At 72.9% G+C, this 21,787-nt stretch carries 15 protein-coding genes; 13 read left to right on the forward strand and 2 right to left on the reverse strand.

Annotation, left to right across the window (positions count from 1 at the left end; all coding sequences use genetic code 11):
• Positions 1–141: 141 nt before the first annotated feature.
• Entirely contained in the window at positions 142–2,241 is a 2,100-nt protein-coding gene (gene uvrB, locus ACIBPC_RS06330) for an excinuclease ABC subunit UvrB (protein ID WP_362967655.1), read from the forward strand.
• 59 nt (positions 2,242–2,300) lie between these two features.
• On the opposite strand, the gene ACIBPC_RS06335 is transcribed toward uvrB, so the two are convergent.
• Both ACIBPC_RS06335 and uvrA read right to left on the reverse strand, forming a co-directional pair.
• The gene (locus tag ACIBPC_RS06335) at positions 2,301–5,600 is read right to left on the reverse strand and encodes a phosphodiester glycosidase family protein (RefSeq protein WP_398841787.1); all 3,300 of its coding nucleotides are present in this window, start codon (positions 5,598–5,600) and stop codon (positions 2,301–2,303) included.
• A 365-nt stretch (positions 5,601–5,965) separates the two neighbouring features.
• Positions 5,966–8,893 (reverse strand): excinuclease ABC subunit UvrA, encoded by a 2,928-nt coding sequence (uvrA, locus tag ACIBPC_RS06340; protein ID WP_362967656.1) that lies wholly within the window; start codon positions 8,891–8,893, stop codon positions 5,966–5,968.
• 338 nt (positions 8,894–9,231) lie between these two features.
• On the opposite strand from uvrA, the gene ACIBPC_RS06345 reads away from it, so the two are divergent.
• From ACIBPC_RS06345 to pgi, 12 genes are all read left to right on the forward strand, one after another.
• Positions 9,232–9,966, forward strand: a complete 735-nt coding sequence (locus ACIBPC_RS06345) for a maleylpyruvate isomerase family mycothiol-dependent enzyme (RefSeq protein WP_398841644.1) — start codon at positions 9,232–9,234, stop codon at positions 9,964–9,966.
• Between the two features lie 37 nt (positions 9,967–10,003).
• Positions 10,004–10,660, forward strand: coding sequence for an MBL fold metallo-hydrolase (locus ACIBPC_RS06350; protein ID WP_398841646.1), 657 nt, complete (start codon positions 10,004–10,006; stop codon positions 10,658–10,660).
• A gap of 47 nt (positions 10,661–10,707) precedes the next feature.
• Positions 10,708–12,717, forward strand: coding sequence for an excinuclease ABC subunit UvrC (gene uvrC, locus ACIBPC_RS06355; RefSeq protein WP_362967659.1), 2,010 nt, complete (start codon positions 10,708–10,710; stop codon positions 12,715–12,717).
• A 65-nt stretch (positions 12,718–12,782) separates the two neighbouring features.
• Positions 12,783–13,736, forward strand: a complete 954-nt coding sequence (rapZ, locus tag ACIBPC_RS06360; RefSeq protein ID WP_362967661.1) for an RNase adapter RapZ — start codon at positions 12,783–12,785, stop codon at positions 13,734–13,736.
• Positions 13,737–13,738: 2 nt separating this feature from the next.
• A complete protein-coding gene (gene yvcK / locus ACIBPC_RS06365) occupies positions 13,739–14,794 on the forward strand; it encodes a uridine diphosphate-N-acetylglucosamine-binding protein YvcK (RefSeq protein ID WP_362967662.1) in 1,056 nt (351 codons plus the stop codon).
• Positions 14,785–15,762, forward strand: a complete 978-nt coding sequence (gene whiA / locus ACIBPC_RS06370; protein WP_362967663.1) for a DNA-binding protein WhiA — start codon at positions 14,785–14,787, stop codon at positions 15,760–15,762. The genes yvcK and whiA overlap by 10 nt, the downstream gene beginning before the upstream one ends.
• A 222-nt stretch (positions 15,763–15,984) precedes the next feature.
• Positions 15,985–16,989, forward strand: a complete 1,005-nt coding sequence (gene gap / locus ACIBPC_RS06375) for a type I glyceraldehyde-3-phosphate dehydrogenase (protein ID WP_362967664.1) — start codon at positions 15,985–15,987, stop codon at positions 16,987–16,989.
• Positions 16,990–17,058: 69 nt separating this feature from the next.
• Positions 17,059–18,276: a phosphoglycerate kinase gene (locus ACIBPC_RS06380; protein ID WP_398841649.1), complete on the forward strand. Its 1,218-nt coding sequence runs from the start codon at positions 17,059–17,061 to the stop codon at positions 18,274–18,276.
• 79 nt (positions 18,277–18,355) lie between these two features.
• Positions 18,356–19,111: a triose-phosphate isomerase gene (gene tpiA, locus ACIBPC_RS06385; protein ID WP_362967673.1), complete on the forward strand. Its 756-nt coding sequence runs from the start codon at positions 18,356–18,358 to the stop codon at positions 19,109–19,111.
• Positions 19,112–19,234: 123 nt separating this feature from the next.
• The gene (gene secG, locus ACIBPC_RS06390) at positions 19,235–19,465 is read left to right on the forward strand and encodes a preprotein translocase subunit SecG (RefSeq protein WP_362967666.1); all 231 of its coding nucleotides are present in this window, start codon (positions 19,235–19,237) and stop codon (positions 19,463–19,465) included.
• Positions 19,466–19,606: 141 nt separating this feature from the next.
• Entirely contained in the window at positions 19,607–19,942 is a 336-nt protein-coding gene (locus ACIBPC_RS06395) for an RNA polymerase-binding protein RbpA (protein ID WP_079032138.1), read from the forward strand.
• A 170-nt stretch (positions 19,943–20,112) separates the two neighbouring features.
• The gene (gene pgi, locus ACIBPC_RS06400; RefSeq protein WP_398841651.1) at positions 20,113–21,747 is read left to right on the forward strand and encodes a glucose-6-phosphate isomerase; all 1,635 of its coding nucleotides are present in this window, start codon (positions 20,113–20,115) and stop codon (positions 21,745–21,747) included.
• Positions 21,748–21,787 lie beyond the last annotated feature (40 nt).

Genomic DNA, 21,787 nt, shown 5'->3' on the forward strand with positions numbered 1-21,787 from the left:
GACCGCGATCGCGGCATCACCCCACGAGCCTCCCCGCGGGGAGGAACGGCCCGGCTGGGAAACGGTTACGGACGGCTGAACAGACAGGAGCCGTCCGTCAGCGGGACCGCGTTGTCAGTGGGGGGCCGTACCGTGGAGTGCATGCGGCCCGTCTCTGATATCGAACGCACCACGGCACCCTTCGAGGTCGTCAGCCCGTACCGGCCGAGCGGCGACCAGCCCGCCGCCATCGACGAACTCGAGAAGCGCGTCACGGGCGGGGAGAAGGACGTCGTCCTGCTCGGCGCCACGGGCACCGGCAAGTCGGCCACCACCGCCTGGATGATCGAGCGGCTGCAACGCCCCACCCTCGTCATGGCCCCCAACAAGACACTCGCCGCCCAGCTCGCCAACGAGTTCCGCGAGCTGCTCCCGAACAACGCGGTCGAGTACTTCGTGTCGTACTACGACTACTACCAGCCGGAGGCGTACGTCCCCCAGACGGACACCTACATCGAGAAGGACTCCTCCATCAACGAGGAGGTCGAGCGGCTCCGCCACAGCGCGACGAACTCGCTGCTCACCCGCCGCGACGTCGTCGTGGTCGCGTCCGTCTCGTGCATCTACGGCCTGGGCACCCCGCAGGAGTACGTCGACCGCATGGTCCCGCTGGCGGTCGGCCAGGAGATCGACCGCGACGCCATGCTGCGGCGCTTCGTGGACATCCAGTACGCGCGCAACGACCTCGCGTTCACCCGGGGCACCTTCCGGGTGCGGGGGGACACGATCGAGATCTTCCCCGTCTACGAGGAGCTGGCCGTCCGGATCGAGATGTTCGGCGACGAGATCGAGGCGCTGTCCACGCTCCACCCGCTGACCGGCGAGGTCATCGCCGAGCACGACCACCTCTACGTGTTCCCGGCGTCGCACTACGTGGCGGGCCCCGAGCGCATGGAGCGCGCGATCTCCGGCATCGAGGCGGAGCTGGCCGGGCGCCTGTCCGGTCTCGAACAGCAGGGCAAGCTGCTGGAGGCCCAGCGGCTGCGCATGCGCACCACCTACGACATCGAGATGATGCGGCAGATCGGCACCTGCTCCGGCATCGAGAACTACTCGCGCCACATCGACGGCCGCGAGACCGGCACGGCGCCCCACACCCTGCTGGACTACTTCCCGGACGACTTCCTGCTGGTCATCGACGAGTCGCACAACACCGTGCCGCAGATCGGCGCGATGTACGAGGGCGACGCGTCCCGCAAGCGGACCCTGGTGGACCACGGTTTCCGGCTGCCGTCCGCCATGGACAACCGGCCGCTGAAGTGGGAGGAGTTCCTGGGGCGCATCGGCCAGACCGTCTACCTGTCCGCCACCCCGGGCCCGTACGAGCTGTCGCGCGGGGACGGCGTGGTCGAGCAGATCATCCGCCCGACCGGGCTGGTGGACCCGGAGGTCGTGGTCAAGCCCACCGAGGGCCAGATCGACGACCTGGTGCACGAGATCCGGGTCCGCGCCGAGCGCGACGAGCGCGTCCTCGTCACCACCCTCACCAAGAAGATGGCCGAGGACCTCACGGACTACTTCCTGGAGCTGGGCATCCGCGTCCGCTACCTGCACAGCGACGTGGACACCCTGCGCCGCGTCGAACTGCTCAGGGAGCTGCGGGCGGGCGAGTACGACGTCCTGGTCGGCATCAACCTGCTGCGGGAGGGCCTCGACCTGCCCGAGGTGTCGCTCGTCGCCATCCTCGACGCCGACAAGGAGGGCTTCCTGCGCTCCGGCACCTCGCTGATCCAGACCATCGGCCGCGCGGCGCGCAACGTGTCGGGCCAGGTCCACATGTACGCCGACCGCGTCACCCCGTCGATGGAGCGGGCCATCGACGAGACCAACCGGCGGCGCGAGAAGCAGATCGCCTACAACGAGGCGCACGGCATCGACCCGCAGCCGCTGCGCAAGAAGATCAACGACATCGTCGCCACCATCGCCCGCGAGGAGGTGGACACGCAGGAGCTGCTGGGCACGGGGTACCGGCAGATGGGGGACAAGAAGCAGAAGGCCCCCGTGCCGACCGCGGGCAAGAGCCGCAAGAAGGAGCTGACCGACCGTCCCGCGGCCGAGCTGGCGGAGACGATCGAGCAGCTCACCGAACGGATGCGGGCCGCCGCCGCGGAGCTGCAGTTCGAGATCGCCGCCCGCCTGCGCGACGAGGTGTCCGACCTGAAGAAGGAGCTGCGGCAGATGCGGGAGGTCGGGCTCAGCTGACGGCGCCCCGGCCCGGCGCGCTCGGCGGCGCGCCGGGGCACCGGCAGGACCCCCGCCGGTCAGCGGCTGACGGTGACCACCGCCTCCTGCCGCACCCCGGCGACCGTCACCGCGAGGGTCACCCGCCCCGGCCGCAGCCCCGTCAGCTCGCCGGTCGCCGGGTCGAACGCCGCCACGTCATGGCGCCCCGCCGTCCGCGCCGGACCCAGATGCAGCCCGCGCGACCCGGCCCAGTCCGCGCTGACCGGGAAGGCCACCGGCACCGCCCGCACCCCGCTCGCGTCCCGCTGCTCCACCGTCGCGGCGGCCCGTTCCGTGGCACCCACCGCGAGGACGGCCGGGGCGTCGAGGCCGAGACCGTCCACGTGCGGCATCGTCCTGACGGACAGCCAGTCCGGGAGCCGCGCCTCCGGCGTCCGGCGGGCCTGCGCCTGCTCCGCCCGCGACACGCCGTCCACCCCGACCAGCGCCCAGCCGGTGAAGCCCCCGTCGCCCGGCGCGGCGGCCGGTCGCTTCCCCGCGTCGCCCCCGATGACGTACGGCACCCCGTCGAGGTGGTACGCGTCGAAGACCCCGACATGGGCGCCGAAGAACGCCACGCCCTTGCCCGTCTCCCGGCGGAACTCCGCCAGCCACTCCTCCAGCAGCGCCGCCTCCAGGCGGTCCGTCAGCTGGCTCGCGGGCTGCGCCGTGGTGTCACGCGGCGGCACGTGCGAGAGGACGACCACCGAGCCCACCGCCGGGTCGTCCGCCGCCGCGTCCAGCTCGGCGCGCAGCCGCTCGAACTGCGCGTAGCCCGCGCCCCGCAGCGTCAGTGACGACGTGTCCAGCGTGACGAACCGCGTCCCCCGGTGATCGAACGTGAGCTGGCTCGGACCGAACTCCGCCTCGAACTGATCGATACTGCCGCCCATCACCTCATGGTTGCCCGGCACGTAGTACCACGGCACCGCGTTGCCCAGCTCCTCCTCGATCACCCGCCGCCCGAACGCCAGGTCCGCGGGCGACCCCTCGTCCACCCAGTCCCCGTTCACGACCACGAAGTCCGGGTCGGCCGCCAGCGCCTCCCGCAGCGTCCGCCGCGCGGTCGCGACGATCGGACCGTCCGGGTCCCGCGCCACGAACTGCGCGTCCGACACCACGGCGAACCGCCAGTCACGGCCCGCCGTCCCCGCCGCCGTGCCGATCACCGGGTCCGCCACCGCACCGCCCTCCGGCAGCGCCACGTCCGGCGGGGTCCGCGCCCGCAGGCCGTCGAGCACCACCGAGCCGGTGTACTGCTCCCCGGCCCGCGTCTCCGCCAGGTAGAAGCGGCGCACCGACACCGGGTACGCCACCCCCTCCGGCACGGTGAACTCCACCTCGCGCCAGCCGTCCCAGGTCACATGCTCGCCCCGCAGCACCTGGTCGGTCCCCTGCGCGTCCACGAGGTGCAGCGACGGCCACGCCCCCCGCCCGTCGCCCTCGATCCACAGGGCGAAGCTCTGCGGCTGCCCGGGCACGGGGATGTCGGACGGCGGTGACGCGTACGCGGCACGGGTCGCGGTGCTCAGCCCGAAGTCGTACGTCATCCGCAGCCCGCCGCCCGTCCGCCCCGCCGGTTCCGGGGCGAGCGCCCCGCCCGCCCGCGCGTGGCTGAACCGCCAGGCGCCCGCCTCGCCGGGGTCGTCGAAGCCGGCGAGCACCGTCTCCGTCAGCCCCACGGTCACGCCGAGCACCGCCGTCGCCCCGCCCACGGTGACGGTCACCGTCCCCGAGCCCGACGTGGTGCCGGGCGCGGCGCGCACGGTGAAGCCGCCGCTCCCCACGTCGGGCGCGACGGTGAAGCGGTCCCGGTCGTAGGCCAGGCGCACGTCGTCCGGCTCGATGGGCGCCGACGTGCCCGCCGCGTCGTACCCGAGCACGCCGAACCGGCCCTCGGCGCCGGGGTCGGCGAGCCCCACCCGGGTCGTCGTCGGGCTGATCCGCGCCAGCTCGCCGAGGACCGTCAGGTCGGCCGAGCCGCGCGCCCGGCCCCGTTCCGCCGTCACCGCCGTGGTGCCGGGGGAGCGCGCCGTGAAGACGCCCGTGCCGTCCACCCGGCCCACGCCGGGGCGCTCCGACCGCCACCGGTCGGGGGTCCCCGCGGCGGGACCGTACGTCTCGTCGTGCCCGGTCGCGGTGAGCCGCCGCGTCAGGCCGGGGAAGACGCGGTCCGGGTGCCCGCCGGGGACGGGGTCGGCCGTGGGCGCCGCCGCCGGGTCGGCCGCCGTGGTCACCCGGAAGCCGGTGGTCCGGCCGCTGCCCTGCGGCGCGGTGAGCGCCAGGCCGTTGGAGACCGGGCGCTGCTCGCCGTCGGACGGGCTGTTCACGAGGCGCGGCGCGGCGTCGCCCGGGGCGCGGGCCAGCAGGGTGGTGGACCCGCCGCCGTCCAGGTTGAGCGCGCTCCAGGCGCCAAGATCGGCCATCATGACGGCGAGTTCGGTGAGCGTGGTGCCGCCCGAGTGGGCCTGGCGGCCGTCGACGGACAGCAGGTACATCTCCTGGCCGTCCCGCGAGAAGCCGACCGCCGTACGGGGTGCCGTCGCGTTGTTCGGCAGCCCCTCCCAGTCCAGCGGCTCGCCCTCGGCCACGAGGACACCGCGCCCGCCGACGGCCGTACGGGGCAGCGGCCCGCCGTCGCCGGTGCGCGGCGCGTACTCGGTGGCCAGCGTGTCCCCGGGCGCGAGCCCCGCCAGGGCGGCGGCGCCCGCCTCGCGCCCGAGCAGCACGTACGCGTCCTCCGGCACCGGCTCCCTGCCCGGCGCGCCGGTCACGGCTTTCACCTCGCCGCCGTCCGTCACCGTCACCTCGGTGACGCGCCCGGCCCCCGCCACCGGGAGCGCGCGGTCGGCCGCGCCCCACTGCGCCGTGTAGAGGCCGATGCCGCCCGCCGGGACGTCCGCCGCGTTGTACCCGTCGAGGGGCAGCGTCCCGCCGTCCGGCAGGGTCAGCGTCCCGTCGAAGTACAGGTCGAGCACCCGGCCGGCGCCGCCTGGGCCGATGCCCACCGCCTGCGTCGCCGCGCCGGAGGGCGACTGGACGAGCGCGCCGTCCGCGACGCCCGCGCCCAGCGGCGCGCCGGTGGCGTTGATGTCGAAGAAGTCGCCGTTGACGGCGGCCACCGTCGTGCGGCCCTCGCCCGGGTCGTGCGCCGCGGCCAGGTCGCCGACGGGCGCCGTCGCGGCCACCGGGCCGGGGGAGAGGTAGTCGACGCGCAGGTCGCTCGTCAGATCGACGGTGAGCGCGTGGCCGCTCAGCCACTTGTCGGACTCCAGGCGGCGGAACGACGTCAGCTCCGCGCCGGGCGCGACCGGCTGCTCGGTGCGGACGAGGTCCATCCCGTCGCGGTCGGCGATCCCCGCCGGGAGGGCGGTGTGCACCGCAACGGGGGCCGCCGGCGCGCCGGCGGCCCCCGGCGGGGCGAGTCCGGAGGTGAGGAGCGCCGCGGCCCCCGCCGCGACCAGCGCCCGCCTTCCCGACCAACTGCGCCCCGACCGACTGCGCCCCGACCGTCTGCGTACCGCGCGTGCCCTCACCGGCAGCTCCCTCGAACGCGACCACCGGGCGCGCGGACAGCGCGCCCAGCGGCACAGCGTTCCAAGCGGGCGCCCCGGACGCCAGAGGGCCTTGCCGAAGCCCGGGGGAACAACGCGTGACCCCCGGGCCGCCGGTCACCGGCCGGGCCCGGGGGAGTGACGGACGGTCAGCCGCGCCCGGCGACCGCCGCCTTCTTCTTGGCGCTGCGGGCGGCGCGCGTCCCCCGCGGGGCGCGGGCCGGCGCGTCCGACACCGCGTCACCCAGCACGTCCCGCAGGAACTTGCCGGTGTGGCTCGACGGCTCGGCCGCCACGTCCTCGGGCGTGCCCTCGGCGATGACCACGCCACCGCCGTGTCCGCCCTCGGGACCCATGTCCACGACCCAGTCGGCGGTCTTGATGACATCGAGGTTGTGCTCGATGACGATCACCGTGTTGCCCTTGTCGACCAGGTCGGACAGCACTCCGATCAGCTTCCTGATGTCCTCGAAGTGCAGGCCGGTGGTCGGCTCGTCCAGGACGTAGACCGTGTTGCCGGTGGACCGCCGCTGCAGCTCGGAGGCCAGCTTCACGCGCTGCGCCTCGCCGCCGGACAGGGTCGGCGCGGGCTGCCCGAGGCGGACGTACCCGAGGCCGACGTCGGTCAGCGTGCGCAGGTGCCGCGCGATGGCGGGGACGGCCTCGAAAAAGTCCAGCGCCTCCTCGATGGGCAGGTCGAGGACCTCGGCGATGGACTTGCCCTTGTAGTGGACCTCCAGCGTCTCCCGGTTGTAGCGGGCGCCGTGGCAGACCTCGCAGGGCACGTACACGTCGGGCAGGAAGTTCATCTCGATCTTGATCGTGCCGTCGCCCGAGCAGTTCTCGCAGCGGCCGCCCTTCACGTTGAACGAGAAGCGGCCCGGCTGGTAGCCGCGGACCTTGGCCTCGGCCGTCTCCGCGAACAGGCGCCGCACGTGGTCGAACACGCCGGTGTACGTCGCCGGGTTGGAGCGGGGCGTGCGGCCGATGGGCGACTGGTCGACGTGCACGACCTTGTCGAGGCCCTCGTCCCCGTCGACGCGGGTGTGCCGCCCCGGGACGGCCTTCGCGCCGTTCAGCTCGCGCGCCAGGTGTGTGTAGAGGATGTCGTTGACCAGCGTGGACTTGCCCGAGCCCGAGACGCCTGTCACCGCCGTCAGCACACCGAGCGGGAAGTCCACGTCGATGTTCTTCAGGTTGTGCTCGCGGGCGCCGCGCACCGTCAGCTGCCGCTTCGGGTCCACCGGGCGCCTGACCTCCGGGGTCGGGATGGTCCGCTTTCCGGCGAGGTACTGCCCGGTGAGCGAGGCGTCGTTGGCCAGCAGCTCCGCCAGCGGGCCGCTGTGGACGACCTCGCCGCCGTGCTCACCGGCGCCCGGGCCGATGTCCACGACCCAGTCGGACGTCCTGATGGTGTCCTCGTCGTGCTCGACGACGATCAGCGTGTTGCCGAGGTCGCGCAGCCGCACGAGGGTCTCGATGAGGCGGTGGTTGTCCCGCTGGTGCAGGCCGATCGACGGCTCGTCCAGCACGTACAGCACGCCCACGAGGCCCGAGCCGATCTGCGTCGCGAGCCGGATGCGCTGCGCCTCGCCGCCGGACAGGGTGCCCGCGGCGCGGTCGAGCGAGAGGTAGTCGAGACCGACGTCCACCAGGAAGCGCAGCCGCTCGTTGACCTCCTTGAGGACGCGCTCGGCGATCGCCTTCTCGCGCGCCGACAGCGTCATCGCGCCGAGGAACTCCGCGCACTCGCTGATCGACATGCCCGCGACCTCGGCGATCGACCGGCCCTGCACCGTCACCGCGAGGATCAGCGGCTTCAGCCGCGTCCCGTTGCAGGCCGGGCAGGGCGCCTCGCGCATGTACCCCTCGAAGCGCTCCCGGCTCGAATCGGACTCGGCCTCCGCGTGCCGCCGCTTGACGAAGGGGATGACGCCCTCGAACGCGGTGGTGTACGCGCGCTCCTGGCCGTGCCGGTTCTCGTACCTGACCTCAAGGCGGGCCTTGTGCCCGTGCAGCAGCGCCTTGCGCGCCCGCTGCGGCAGCCCGTTCCACGGCATGTCGGTGCGGAAGCTGAGGGCCTCGCCGAGGGCGCCGATGAGGAGGTTGAAGTAGCCGCGGGTGTGGCCGTGCGACCACGGGTGGATGGCGCCGTCCTCCAGCGTCCTGTCGGGGTCGGGGACGATCAGCTCCGGGTCCACCTCCATCCGCGTGCCGATGCCCGTGCACTCGGGGCAGGCGCCGAACGGCGAGTTGAACGAGAAGGAGCGCGGCTCCAGCTCCTCGAAGGACAGGTCGTCGTACGGGCAGTACAGGTGCTCGGAGAACATCCGCTCGCGCTGCGGGTCGTCCTCGGGGAGGTCCACGAAGTCGAGGATCACCATGCCGCCGGACAGGCCGAGCGCCGTCTCCACCGAGTCGGTGAGGCGCCGCTTGGCGCTCTCCTTCACGGTGAGGCGGTCCACGACCACCTCGACGGTGTGCTTCTCCTGCTTCTTCAGCTTCGGCGGGTCGGTGAGCTGGACGGTCACGCCGTCCACGCGGGCGCGGCTGTAGCCCTTGGTCTGGAGGTCCGCGAAGAGGTCGGCGAACTCGCCCTTGCGCTCGCGCACGAGCGGCGAGAGCACCTGGAAGCGGCTGCCCTCCTCCAGCGCGAGCACCTTGTCCACGATCGCCTGCGGCGACTGCCGGGCGATCGGGCGGCCGCACTCGGGGCAGTGCGGCTTGCCGATGCGGGCGAAGAGTAGCCGCAGGTAGTCGTACACCTCGGTGATGGTGCCGACGGTGGAGCGCGGGTTGCGCGAGGTGGACTTCTGGTCGATGGACACGGCGGGGGACAGGCCCTCGATGAAGTCCACGTCCGGCTTGTCCATCTGCCCGAGGAACTGCCGGGCGTACGCGGACAGCGACTCGACGTAACGCCGCTGGCCCTCGGCGAAGATCGTGTCAAACGCGAGCGAGGACTTGCCCGAGCCCGACAGCCCCGTGAAGACGATGAGCGAGTCGCGGGGCAGGTCGAGCGAGACGTTGCGCAGGTTGTGCTCGCGAGCGCCACGAACGATGAGTCGGTCGGCCACGGCCGGATGGCACCTTTCGTCGGAAACGCGGGCAACCCGCGCGGTGCGGGTGCCCCTCCCCAGAGTAGGACGGGTGTCCGGTGATCGGCGCCGGTCGCCCGGGGGCGGGGAGGTAGGCCACCCTATAGCACGTGCGTTCGATTACCGGAAGTTTCGTGCCTTCTTCACCCGATCGAGCGACGTCGCCGCCGGATTCGCCCCGACGGGCCCGGCTTGCGGCGCACGCACGGGCTCCGCCGCGGGCCGACCGGGCTCGTCCAGCTGTGCCAGGGATCACTCGATCCAGTGATCTCGCGGCGGTGCTGCGCCGCCGCCCCGCCCTGGCTAGGGTGGCGACCGTGACAGGACACCGGCCCGACCCCCACGCCGACCTGACCGCGCTCGCCACGGCGACCGACCGCCTCCTCGCGGACGCCGCCGCCCTCGGCGCGGCCGACATCGCCGCCCCCTCCCGCCTGCCGGGCTGGACGCGCGGCCACCTGCTCGCCCACCTGGCCCGCAACGCCGACGCCCTCGTCAACGTGCTCGCCGGCCGGCCCATGTACCCCGGCGAGGACGCGCGGAACGCCGACATCGAGCGTGACGCCGACCGCCCTCCCGCCGTCCACCTGGACGACCTGCGCACCGCCTCCGACCGGTTCGCCGAGGCCGCGGGCCGCCTCACCGACGCGCAGTGGGACACCGTCGTGGCCTTCCGCAACGGCGTCACAGGACCGGCCCTGGCCGTCCCCCTGCGCCGCTGGATCGAGGTCGAGCTGCACCACGTGGACCTCGACATCGGCCGCACCGTCGCGCAGCTGGACCAGGCGTTCCTCCACCGCGCCCCCGGCTACCTCGCCGACCGCTACCGCGGCCACCCCGCCGTCCCGCCGCTCGACCTGCGCGCCGACGACGGCCGCCAGTGGCTCACCGGCACCCCCGCCCCCAGCGGCGCCGCCGCACCGGCCACCGCGCTCACCGTCTCCGGCACGCCCGCCGCCCTCGTCGGCTGGCTCAGCGGACGCACGGACGGCGGCGACCTCGCCGTCGACAGGGCCACCGGCGCCGCCCTGCCGGCACTGCCGCCGCTGTGACCCCCTCGCGGCCCCCCGCACTGGGAGACTGACCGTCATGCCCTACACCGGAAACGTCACCGTCGGCGGGCCCGCCGACGTCCACGAGCTGACCCACCTGATCATCTCCAAGGCAGCGGTCGGCCCCATGGACAACAACGCGTACCTCCTGCGCTGCCGCGCCACCGGCGCCCAGCTCCTCGTCGACGCGGCGGCCGAGCCCGGCACCCTCACCGAGCTGATCGGCGGCAGCGGCCTCGACGCCGTGGTGACCACACACCGTCACGCCGACCACCGGCAGGCACTCGCCGACGTCGTCCGCGCCACCGGTGCCCGCACGTACGCCGGACGCCTCGACGCGGAGGGCATCCCGGTCCCCACCGACGTCCCGCTGGACGACGGCGACGAGATCCGCGTCGGCTCCTGCCGCCTCACCGTCCGCCACCTCACCGGCCACACGCCCGGTTCCGTCGCCCTCGTCTACGACGACCCCGAAGGCCACCCGCACCTGTTCACCGGCGACTCCCTCTTCCCCGGCGGCGTCGGCAACACCCACGGCGACCCCGCCGCGTTCACCCGGCTCCTCCACGACGTCGAGACCCGGCTCTTCGCCGCGCTGCCGGACGAGACCTGGGTCTACCCCGGCCACGGCGCCGACACCACCCTCGGCGCGGAGCGGCCCCACATCGAGGAGTGGCGCGAACGCGGCTGGTGACGCGGTGAAGTTACTCACTGTCAGTCCCGGGCAGTAGGGTTGCCGCCATGGCCGACCCCTCCAGCTACCGCCCGAAGCCGGGCGAGATCCCCGACTCGCCGGGCGTCTACCGCTTCCGCGACGAGCACCGCCGGGTCATCTACGTCGGGAAGGCCAAGAGCCTGCGCCAGCGGCTCTCGTCCTACTTCCAGGACATCACGAACCTGCACCCCAGGACCGCGACCATGGTCACCACCGCGGCCTCGGTGGAGTGGACCGTCGTCTCCACCGAGGTCGAGGCGCTCCAGCTGGAGTACTCCTGGATCAAGGAGTACGACCCCCGGTTCAACGTCAAGTACCGCGACGACAAGAGCTACCCGTCGCTCGCCGTCACGCTGAACGAGGAGTTCCCCCGCGCCCAGGTCATGCGCGGCCCCAAGCGCAAGGGCGTGCGCTACTTCGGCCCGTACGGCCACGCCTGGGCCATCCGCGAGACCGTGGACCTCCTCCTGCGCGTCTTCCCCATCCGCACCTGCTCGGCCGGGGTGTTCAAGCGGGCGAGCGCCATGGGCCGCCCCTGCCTGCTCGGCTACATCGACAAGTGCTCGGCCCCCTGCACGGGCCGGATCACGCCCGAGGACCATCGCGAGCTGGCCGAGGAGTTCTGCGACTTCATGGCCGGGCGCACCGGGGCCTACCTGCGCCGCCTCGAAGAGCAGATGCACGAGGCCGCCGAGGACCTGGAGTACGAGCGCGCCGGGCGCCTGCGCGACGACATCGAGGCCCTGCGCCGCGCGATGGAGAAGAACGCCGTCGTCCTCGCCGACGCCACCGACGCCGACCTGATCGCCCTCGCCGAGGACGAGCTGGAGGCCGCCGTCCAGATCTTCCACGTCCGCGGCGGCCGGGTGCGCGGCCAGCGCGGCTGGGTCACCGACAAGGTCGAGCAGATCTCCACGCCCGAGCTGGTCGAGAGCGCCCTCCAGCAGCTGTACGGCGAGGAGCGCGGCGAGGGCGTCCCGCGCGAGGTCCTCGTCCCCGCGCTGCCCGAGCCCGCCGAGCCGGTCGCCGACTGGCTGGCGCAGCGGCGCGGCTCCCGCGTCAGCCTCCGCGTCCCGCAGCGCGGCGACAAGCGCGACCTGATGACCACCGTCGAGCGCAACGCGCAGCAGGCCCTCGTCCTCCACAAGACCAAGCGCGCCTCCGACCTCACCACGCGCTCCCGCGCCCTGGAGGAGATCGCCGACGCCCTCGGCCTCGACTCCGCCCCGCTGCGCATCGAGTGCTTCGACATCTCGCACTTCCAGGGCGACGACGTCGTCGCCTCCATGGTCGTCTTCGAGGACGGCCTCGCCCGCAAGAGCGAGTACCGCCGCTTCCAGATCAAGGGCTTCACCGGCCAGGACGACGTCCGCTCGATGCACGAGGTGATCTCCCGCCGCTTCCGCCGCTACCTCAGGGAGCGCGAACGCACCGGCGAGTGGGCGGTCGAGGAGCCGGACGGCCCGACCCCGGCCGAGGACCTGCCCGACGGGGAGATCACGGACGGCGGCTCTCTCCGCGACGACGAGGGCCGCCCCCGCCGCTTCGCCTACCCGCCGCAGCTCGTCGTGGTCGACGGCGGGCAGCCCCAGGTCGCGGCCGCCCGCCGGGCGATGGACGAGCTGGGCATCGACGACGTCGCCGTCTGCGGCCTCGCCAAGCGCCTGGAGGAGGTCTGGCTGCCGGGCGAGGAGGACCCTGTGATCCTGCCCCGCACCAGCGAGGGCCTCTACATGCTCCAGCGCGTACGTGACGAGGCCCACCGCTTCGCGATCCGCTACCAGCGCGGAAAGCGGTCACAATCGATCCGCAGGAGTCCCCTCGACGCCGTCCCAGGGCTCGGGGAGACCCGCAAGAAGGCCCTGCTCAAGCACTTCGGCTCGGTCAAGCGGCTGCGCACCGCCACACCGAAGGAGATCGCCGAGGTGCCCGGCATAGGCCCCAAGACCGCCGAGACGGTCGCCGCCGCCCTCGCCGAGGGCGCGCCGGCCGCTCCTGCGGTCAACACCGCCACCGGAGAGATCATCGAGGACTGAACCGGCTGGCCGACCGTACCCACCCGACGCACACACACGCTGAAGACAGGCGGGGGAACCGCACCATGGACGAACGCAGCAGAGACAGGGAACAGACCGCCGCCCCGCCGGAACAGCCGGGCGGCGCGCCCGCGGCCGGGCTCACCGAGGAACTCGTCACCACACCCGAACTCGTGATCATCTCCGGCATGTCGGGCGCGGGCCGCAGCACCGCCGCCAAGTGCCTGGAGGACCTCGGCTGGTTCGTGGTGGACAACCTGCCGCCCGCCCTCATCCCCACCATGGTGGACCTCGGGGCGCGCTCGCAGGGCAACGTCGCCCGCATCGCCGTCGTCGTCGACGTCAGGGGCCGCAGCTTCTTCGACAGCCTCCGCGAGTCGCTCACCGACCTGGAGGCCAAGGGCGTCACCCGCAGGATCGTCTACCTGGAGGCGTCCGACAACGCGCTGGTCCAGCGCTTCGAGTCCGTCCGCCGCCCGCACCCGCTCCAGGGCGACGGCCGCATCGTCGACGGCATCGCCGCCGAACGCGACCTCCTGCGCGAGCTGCGCGGCGACGCCGACCTCGTCATCGACACCTCGGCGCTCAACGTGCACGAGCTGCGCGCCAAGATGGACGCCCAGTTCGCCGGCGGGGACGAGCCGGAACTGCGGGCGACCGTCATGTCCTTCGGGTACAAGTACGGCCTGCCCGTGGACGCCGACCACGTCGTGGACTGCCGCTTCCTGCCCAACCCCCACTGGGTCCCGGAGCTGCGCCCGTTCACCGGCACCAGCGAGGAGGTCGCCGGCTACGTCTTCAACCAGCCGGGGGCCAAGGAGTTCCTCGACCGCTACGCGGAGCTGCTGAGCCTCATCGCGACCGGCTACCGCCGCGAGGGCAAGCGCTACGTGACGATCGCCGTCGGCTGCACGGGCGGCAAGCACCGCAGCGTCGCCGTCTCCGAGCGGCTGGCCCGCAGGCTCGCCGCCGAGGGCGTCGAGACCGTCGTCGTCCACCGGGACATGGGGCGCGAATAGGAATGCCACGCAAGGGCGTCCGGCAGGCCCGGACAGCGAGGAGCCGTGAGCGCGGCCGGCACGGCGGCCGGCCACGGCTCGGCCGCGGCCGGGGCGCCCAGCCCAAGGTCGTCGCGCTCGGCGGCGGCATGGGCCTGTCCGCGTCGCTCACCGCGCTGCGCCGCATCACCGGCGACCTGACCGCCGTGGTCACCGTCGCCGACGACGGCGGCTCCAGCGGCAGGCTGCGCGACGAACTGGGCGTCCTGCCGCCCGGCGACCTGCGCAAGGCGCTGGCCGCCCTGTGCGGCGACGACGACTGGGGCAGGACCTGGTCGGAGGTCGTGCAGCACCGCTTCAAGAGCGAGGGGGCGCTGCACGACCACGCCGTCGGCAACCTGCTGATCGTCGCGCTGTGGGAGCAGCTCGGCGACCACGTACGGGCCCTCGACCTGGTCGGCAAGCTCCTCGGCGCGCACGGCCGGGTCCTGCCGATGTCCGCCGTGCCCCTCGAACTGGAGGCACTGGTCAGGGGCCACGACCCGCGCAGACCGGACGAGCTGAGCCGCGTCCGCGGCCAGGCCACCGTCGCGCTGACCCCCGGCGAGGTCCGGCAGGTCGACCTCGTCCCGGCCGACCCGCCCGCCGTCCCCGAGGCGGTGGCGGCCGTCCTCGACGCCGACTGGGTGGTGCTCGGCCCCGGCTCCTGGTTCTCCTCCGTCATCCCGCACCTGCTCGTCCCCGAACTGCTCGACGCCCTCACCCGCACCAAGGCCCGCCGGGTCCTCTCGCTCAACCTCGCACCGCAGCCCGGCGAAACTGATGGCTTCTCCCCGCAGCGTCATGTGGAGGTTTTGGTACAACACGCCCCTAAACTCGCCTTTGACGTGGTGCTGGCCGACCAGGCAGCCGTGCCGGACCAGGAGAGTCTGCGCGAGGCGGCCGAACGGCTGGGAGCCGGGGTGCAGCTGGCACCTGTGGCCGCGCCCGACGGGACGCCCCGGCACGATCCGGAGCTGCTGGCCGCCGCGTACGACCGTATTTTTCGGATGCATGGAAGGATCGGCCCATGGCGATGACGGCTGCGGTGAAGGACGAGATCTCCCGCCTTCCCGTCACCCGCACCTGCTGCCGCAAGTCGGAGGTGTCGTCGATCCTGCGTTTCGCGGGCGGTCTGCACCTGGTCAGCGGGCGGATCGTGATCGAGGCGGAGCTGGACACCGGGATCGCCGCACGGCGGTTGCGCCGGGACATCCTGGAGATCTTCGGCCACTCCTCCGACCTGGTGGTCATGGCGCCCGGCGGGCTGCGGCGCGGCAGCCGCTACGTGGTGCGGGTCGTCGCGGGCGGCGACCAGCTGGCCCGCCAGACGGGCCTGGTGGACGGCCGCGGCCGCCCGATCAGAGGGCTGCCGCCGCAGGTCGTCTCCGGGGCGACCTGCGACGCCGAGGCCGCCTGGCGCGGTGCCTTCCTGGCGCACGGCTCGCTGACCGAGCCGGGCCGCTCGTCCTCGCTGGAGGTCACCTGCCCCGGGCCCGAGGCCGCGCTCGCCCTGGTCGGCGCCGCGCGCCGGCTGCAGATCGCCGCCAAGGCGCGCGAGGTCCGCAGCGTGGACCGCGTCGTCGTCCGTGACGGTGACGCCATCGGCGCGCTGCTGACCCGCCTCGGCGCCCACGAGTCGGTGCTCGCCTGGGAGGAGCGCCGCATGCGCCGCGAGGTGCGCGCCACCGCCAACCGGCTGGCCAACTTCGACGACGCGAACCTGCGCCGCTCGGCCCGCGCCGCCGTCGCGGCGGGCGCCCGCGTGCAGCGCGCCCTGGAGATCCTCGGCGACGAGGTCCCCGACCACCTCGCCGCCGCCGGGCGGCTGCGCATGGAGCACAAGCAGGCGTCCCTGGAGGAGCTGGGCGCCCTGGCCGAGCCGCCGCTCACCAAGGACGCCGTCGCGGGCCGCATCCGCCGCCTCCTCGCCATGGCCGACAAGCGCGCGCAGGACCTCGGCGTCCCGGGCACCGAGTCGAACCTCACGGAGGAGATGGTCGGCTGACCGGCCGTCCGCACGGGACGCCCGCGCCTCCCGCGCGGGTGTCCCGCGGCACCCCGCGCCCCCCACCGGGACGGCCGTCCCGCCCCGGGTTTCCGGGGCCGGACACGGCTGGCCGGTGTCACTTCGCGGAGCGGGGCGCGGTAGGGTCGTCCGTGGTCGGGGACATCCCATACAGCATCGTCGGCAGCAGTCCCGCCGGCGTACCAACGAGGAGATCGGTTCGTGACGATCCGCGTAGGAATCAACGGCTTTGGCCGTATCGGTCGCAACTACTTCCGCGCGCTCCTTGAACAGGGGGCGGATGTCCAGATCGTCGGTGTCAACGACCTGACCGACAACGACACCCTGGTCCACCTGCTGAAGTACGACAGCATCCTCGGCCGCCTCAAGGAAGAGGTCAGCCACACCGACGACACGATCACGGTCGGCGGCAACACGTTCCGCACCTTCGCCGAGCGCGACCCCGCGGCCCTTCCCTGGGGCGAGGTCGGCGCCGACATCGTCATCGAGTCCACCGGCATCTTCACCAAGCGCGCCGACGCCGCGAAGCACCTCGCCGCGGGCGCCAAGAAGGTCCTGATCTCCGCGCCCGCCAAGGACGAGGACATCACGATCGTCGTGGGCGTGAACCAGGACCAGTACGACCCGGCCAAGCACGACGTCATCTCCAACGCCTCGTGCACCACGAACTGTGTGGCCCCGATGGCCAAGGTCCTCGACGAGAGCTTCGGCATCGTCAAGGGCCTGATGACGACCGTCCACGCGTACACGAACGACCAGCGCATCCTGGACTTCCCGCACAAGGACCTGCGCCGCGCCCGCGCCGCCGCGATCAACATCATCCCGACCACGACCGGTGCCGCCAAGGCCACCGCCCTGGTCCTGCCCCAGCTCAAGGGCAAGCTCGACGGCATCGCGCTGCGCGTCCCGGTCCCCACCGGCTCCGTCACCGACCTGGTGGTCGAGCTGGACCGCGAGGTCACCAAGGACGAGGTCAACGCCGCGTTCAAGTCGGCGGCCGACAGCCAGCTCAAGGGCATCCTGGAGTACACCGAGGACGCGATCGTCTCCTCGGACATCGTCAACTGGCCCGCGTCCTGCACCTTCGACTCCTCGCTCACCATGGCGCAGGGCAAGCAGGTGAAGATCGTCGGCTGGTACGACAACGAGTGGGGCTACTCCAACCGCCTCGCCGACCTGACCGTCTACGTCGGCGAACGGCTCTGACCGGTCCCCTCAAGCAGGGCTCGCAGCACACGCTGCGGGCCTTGCGCCACTTCAGGAGTCAACGAAACCATGAAGACGATCGATGACCTCCAGGTCGCGGGCCGCCGGGTCCTCGTCCGCGCCGACCTCAACGTCCCCCTGTCGGAGGGGACCATCACCGACGACGGCCGCATCCGGGCCGCCGTGCCGACCATCTCCGCGCTCGCCGACGCGGGCGCGCGGGTGATCGTCGCCTCGCACCTCGGCCGCCCCAAGGGCGCGCCCGACCCGCAGTACTCCCTCGCCCCCGTGGCCCAGCGGCTCGGCGAACTCCTCGGCAAGCCCGTCGCGTTCGCCTCCGACACGGTGGGCGACAGCGCGCGCGCCACCGTCGAGGGGCTCGCCGACGGCGAGGTCGCCCTGCTGGAGAACCTCCGCTTCAACGCGGGCGAGACCAGCAAGGACGACGCGGAGCGCGGCGCGTTCGCCGACAGCCTCGCCGCCCTCGCCGACGTCTATGTGGGCGACGGCTTCGGCGCCGTCCACCGCAGGCACGCCTCCGTGTACGACCTCCCGGCCCGGCTGCCGCACGCGGCCGGCGGGCTGATCGCCACCGAGGTCGGCGTCCTGCGTAAGCTCACCGACGATGTGGCGCGCCCGTACGCCGTCGTCCTCGGCGGCGCGAAGGTGTCCGACAAGCTCGGCGTGATCGGCCACCTCCTCCAGCGCGCCGACCGCATCCTCATCGGCGGCGGCATGGTGTACACCTTCCTCGCGGCCCAGGGCCACGAGGTCGGGGACTCGCTGCTCCAGGAGGACCAGATCCCGGCCGTGCAGGGCTACCTGCGCGAGGCGGCGGAGCGCGGCGTCGAGTTCGTGCTCCCGGTGGACGTCGTCGTGGCGAAGGCGTTCCCCGACCTGAAGACCAAGGCGCCCGCCGACCCGCAGGTCGTCGCCGCCGACGCGCTGACCCCCGGCGTCCAGGGCCTCGACATCGGCCCGGAGACCAGGAAGCTGTACGCCGCGAAGCTCGCCGACGCGGCCACCGTGTTCTGGAACGGCCCGATGGGCGTCTTCGAGCACCCCGACTTCGCCGAGGGCACCAGGGCGGTCGCCCAGGCGCTGCTCGACAGCCCGGCCTTCACGGTCGTCGGCGGCGGCGACTCGGCGGCGGCGGTGCGCATCCTGGGCTTCGACGAGTCGGCGTTCGGCCACATCTCGACCGGCGGCGGCGCGAGCCTGGAGTACCTGGAGGGCAAGGAGCTGCCCGGCCTGGCCGCCCTGCAGGACGGCGGGGACAGCGAGTGAACGGGCTGGTACGCGGCGTACGGCCGCGCAGCGGAGCGACGAGAGAAGGCGCAGCGTGACCGAGGGACGCACCCCGCTGATGGCGGGCAACTGGAAGATGAACCTCAACCATCTTGAGGCCATCGCCCATGTCCAGAAGCTCGCCTTCGGCCTGTCCGACAAGGACTTCGACGCCGTCGAGGTCGCCGTCCTGCCGCCCTTCACCGACCTGCGGTCCGTGCAGACGCTGGTGGACGGCGACAAGCTGCGGATCAGGTACGGCGCGCAGGACATCTCCGCGCACGACTCCGGGGCCTACACCGGCGAGGTCTCCGGCGTGATGCTGGCGAAGCTGAACTGCACCTACGCCGTCGTCGGCCACTCGGAGCGCCGCCAGTACCACGGCGAGGACGAGGCCGTCTGCAACGCCAAGGTGAAGGCGGCCTACCGGCACGGGATCACCCCGATCCTGTGCGTCGGCGAGCCGCTGGAGATCCGCAAGGCGGGCACGCACGTCGCGCACACGCTGGCCCAGCTCGACGGCGGTCTGAAGGACGTCCCGGCCGAGCAGGCCGCGTCCGTCGTGATCGCCTACGAGCCGGTCTGGGCGATCGGCACCGGCGAGGTCGCCACGCCGGACGACGCGCAGGAGGTGTGCGGCGCGATCCGGGCGCGGCTCGCCGAGCTGTACGGCCGCCCGCTGGCGGACGGCGTGCGCATCCAGTACGGCGGCTCGGTCAAGGCGGCGAACGTCGCGGCGATCATGGCCCAGCCCGATGTGGACGGCGCGCTGGTCGGCGGGGCGGCGCTGGACGCGGACGAGTTCGTCAAGATCGTCCGGTTCCGCGACCAGTAGGGCCCCTGTACGCTGTCCGGGACCGGGGGGAGCGGGTACGTCCGCGCCCTCCGGCCCCGTGGTGCCGGTCACCCCGGCAGCCCGATCGAATGTCCGTCCGTTGGTGAGAGAGTTGGTTCAGTCGTGGAAACGGCGTTCCAGATCGCGCTGATCGTCTTCAGCTTCCTGTTGGCCCTCCTCGTGCTGATGCACAAGGGGAAGGGCGGCGGCCTCTCCGACATGTTCGGCGGAGGCATGCAGTCCTCGGTCGGCGGTTCGTCCGTCGCCGAGCGGAACCTCGACCGGATCACCGTGGTCGTCGGCCTCGCCTGGGCGGGGATCATCGTGGTGCTCGGTCTGCTCATGCGGTCCTAGCTTGCGGCCCGGAGGCGGTGCTTCCGCCTCCGGTGCCCGGCGGTCGCCGGGCCCGCAAGTCAGTAACTCCCAGCACTGGACGTGCGTTGAGCCTTGCATAGACTGAGGACTTCGCAGGATGGCAGGCAGGGAGTTACGACCGTGGCAGGTGGCAACGCGATCCGGGGCAGCCGGGTCGGGGCGGGGCCCATGGGTGAGGCCGAGCGCGGCGAGTCCGCGCCCCGGCTGAGGGTCTCCTTCTGGTGCGCGAACGGGCACGAGACACAGCCCAGCTTCGCCAGCGACGCACAGATTCCGGATACCTGGGACTGTCCGCGCTGCGGCTTCCCGGCGGGAACGGAACGCGACGCGCCCCCGGCGCCGCCGCGTACCGAGCCCTACAAGACGCATCTGGCGTACGTCCGCGAGCGCCGCAGCGACGCCGACGGCGAGGCGATCCTCGCCGAGGCGCTGGCGAAGCTGCGGGGCGAGATCTAGTGCCACGGCACTAGAGACGTCCGTCCCCGGAGGACCCGGGTGCCGGCCCTTGTGGCCGGTGCCCGGGTCCTCCGCGCTCTCCGGGGCAGGGGAGCCGGTGTGGGGGGCGGGACCGGTGATCGGCTAGCGTGCGGCGGGAGTTTCCTGCGTGCGAGAACAAAGGGCGGATCATGAGGCTCGATCAGACGGCGGAGTGGCGTGCGCTCGCCGGACACCGGAGCGCGCTGGGCGAGGTGGGGCTGCGGGCGGAGTTCGACGCCGACCCCGGCCGCGCCGGGCGGTACACGGTCCGGGCCGGGGACCTGTACATCGACTACTCGAAGCAGCTCGTCACCGACGAGACGCTGCGGCTGCTCGTCGCGCTCGCCGGGGCCACCGGCGTCGCCGCCCTGCGGGACGCGATGTTCCGGGGCGAGAGGATCAACGTCACGGAGGGGCGCGCGGTGCTGCACACCGCGCTGCGCGCGCCGCGTGACGCGGTGGTGGAGGTGGACGGGGAGAACGTCGTCCCGCGCGTCCACGAGGTACTGGACCGGATGGCTGATTTCTCGCGCCGCGTCCGGTCGGGGGAGTGGACCGGCCACACGGGCAGCCGCATCAGGGCCGTGGTCAACATCGGCATCGGCGGCTCCGACCTGGGCCCGGCCATGGCGTACGAGGTGCTGCGCCCGTACACCGACCGCGCGCTGACGCACCGCTTCGTGTCCAACGTGGACGGCGCGGACCTGCACGAGGCGCTGCGCGACCTCGATCCGGCGGAGACGCTGTTCATCGTCGCCTCGAAGACGTTCACGACGATCGAGACGATCACCAACGCGACCTCGGCCAGGCAGTGGCTGCTCGACGGCCTCGGCGCGGGGCAGGAGGCCGTGGCGCGGCACTTCGTCGCCGTCTCGACCAACGCGGACGAGGTCGCGCGGTTCGGTATCGACACGGCCAACATGTTCGAGTTCTGGGACTGGGTCGGCGGGCGGTACTCGTACGACTCGGCGATCGGCCTGTCGCTGATGATCGCGATCGGTCCCGATCACTTCCGGGAGATGCTCGACGGTTTCCACACCATCGACGAGCATTTCCGCACGGCGCCCTTCGAGGCCAACGCGCCCGTGCTGCTCGGTCTGCTGGGTGTCTGGTACGGGGCGTTCTTCGGGGCGCAGTCGCACGCGGTGCTGCCGTACAGCCATTACCTGTCGCGGTTCACGGCGTACCTGCAGCAGCTGGACATGGAGTCGAACGGCAAGTCCGTCACCCGTGAGGGTGAACCGGTGGACTGGCAGACCGGGCCCGTGGTCTGGGGCACGCCGGGGACGAACGGGCAGCACGCGTACTACCAGCTGCTGCACCAGGGCACCAAGGTCATCCCCGCCGACCTGATCGGCTTCGCCCGGCCGGTCGGCGAGCTGTCCCCGGCGCTCGCCGCGCAGCACGACCTGCTGATGGCGAACCTCTTCGCGCAGGGCCAGGCCCTCGCCTTCGGCAAGACCGCCGACGAGGTGCGCGCCGAGGGAGTGGCCGAGGACCTGGTGCCGCACCGCACGTTCCCCGGCAACAGGCCGACGACCACCGTCCTCGCCGGCGAGCTGAGCCCCTCGGTCCTCGGGCAGCTGATCGCGCTGTACGAGCACAAGGTGTTCGTGCAGGGCGCGGTGTGGGACATCGACTCGTTCGACCAGTGGGGCGTGGAGCTGGGCAAGGTCCTCGCCAAGCGCGTGGAGCCCGCGCTGACCGAGGGCGCCGACGTCCCCGGGCTCGACCCGTCCACCACCGCCCTCGTCGCCGCCTACCGGAAGCTCCGCGGCCGCTGACACGGGAACGCCCCCGGCCCCCCGTCACGGTGCGGGGGCC

Origin of the sequence: Streptomyces sp. NPDC049879 (assembly GCF_044461265.1) — a bacterium.
In the GTDB taxonomy this organism is placed as follows: Bacteria; Actinomycetota; Actinomycetes; order Streptomycetales; family Streptomycetaceae; genus Streptomyces.

Bases quoted from the DNA above. Each gene is read 5' to 3' on its own strand.
- uvrB (WP_362967655.1), top strand. From the start codon at position 142: ATGCGGCCCGTCTCTGATATCGAACGCACCACGGCACCCTTCGAGGTC.
- ACIBPC_RS06335 (WP_398841787.1), bottom strand. From the start codon at position 5,600: ATGGACCTCGTCCGCACCGAGCAGCCGGTCGCGCCCGGCGCGGAGCTG.
- ACIBPC_RS06350 (WP_398841646.1), top strand. From the start codon at position 10,004: ATGCCCTACACCGGAAACGTCACCGTCGGCGGGCCCGCCGACGTCCAC.
- uvrC (WP_362967659.1), top strand. From the start codon at position 10,708: ATGGCCGACCCCTCCAGCTACCGCCCGAAGCCGGGCGAGATCCCCGAC.
- rapZ (WP_362967661.1), top strand. From the start codon at position 12,783: ATGGACGAACGCAGCAGAGACAGGGAACAGACCGCCGCCCCGCCGGAA.
- yvcK (WP_362967662.1), top strand. From the start codon at position 13,739: ATGCCACGCAAGGGCGTCCGGCAGGCCCGGACAGCGAGGAGCCGTGAG.
- whiA (WP_362967663.1), top strand. From the start codon at position 14,785: ATGGCGATGACGGCTGCGGTGAAGGACGAGATCTCCCGCCTTCCCGTC.
- ACIBPC_RS06380 (WP_398841649.1), top strand. From the start codon at position 17,059: ATGAAGACGATCGATGACCTCCAGGTCGCGGGCCGCCGGGTCCTCGTC.
- tpiA (WP_362967673.1), top strand. From the start codon at position 18,356: ATGGCGGGCAACTGGAAGATGAACCTCAACCATCTTGAGGCCATCGCC.
- pgi (WP_398841651.1), top strand. From the start codon at position 20,113: ATGAGGCTCGATCAGACGGCGGAGTGGCGTGCGCTCGCCGGACACCGG.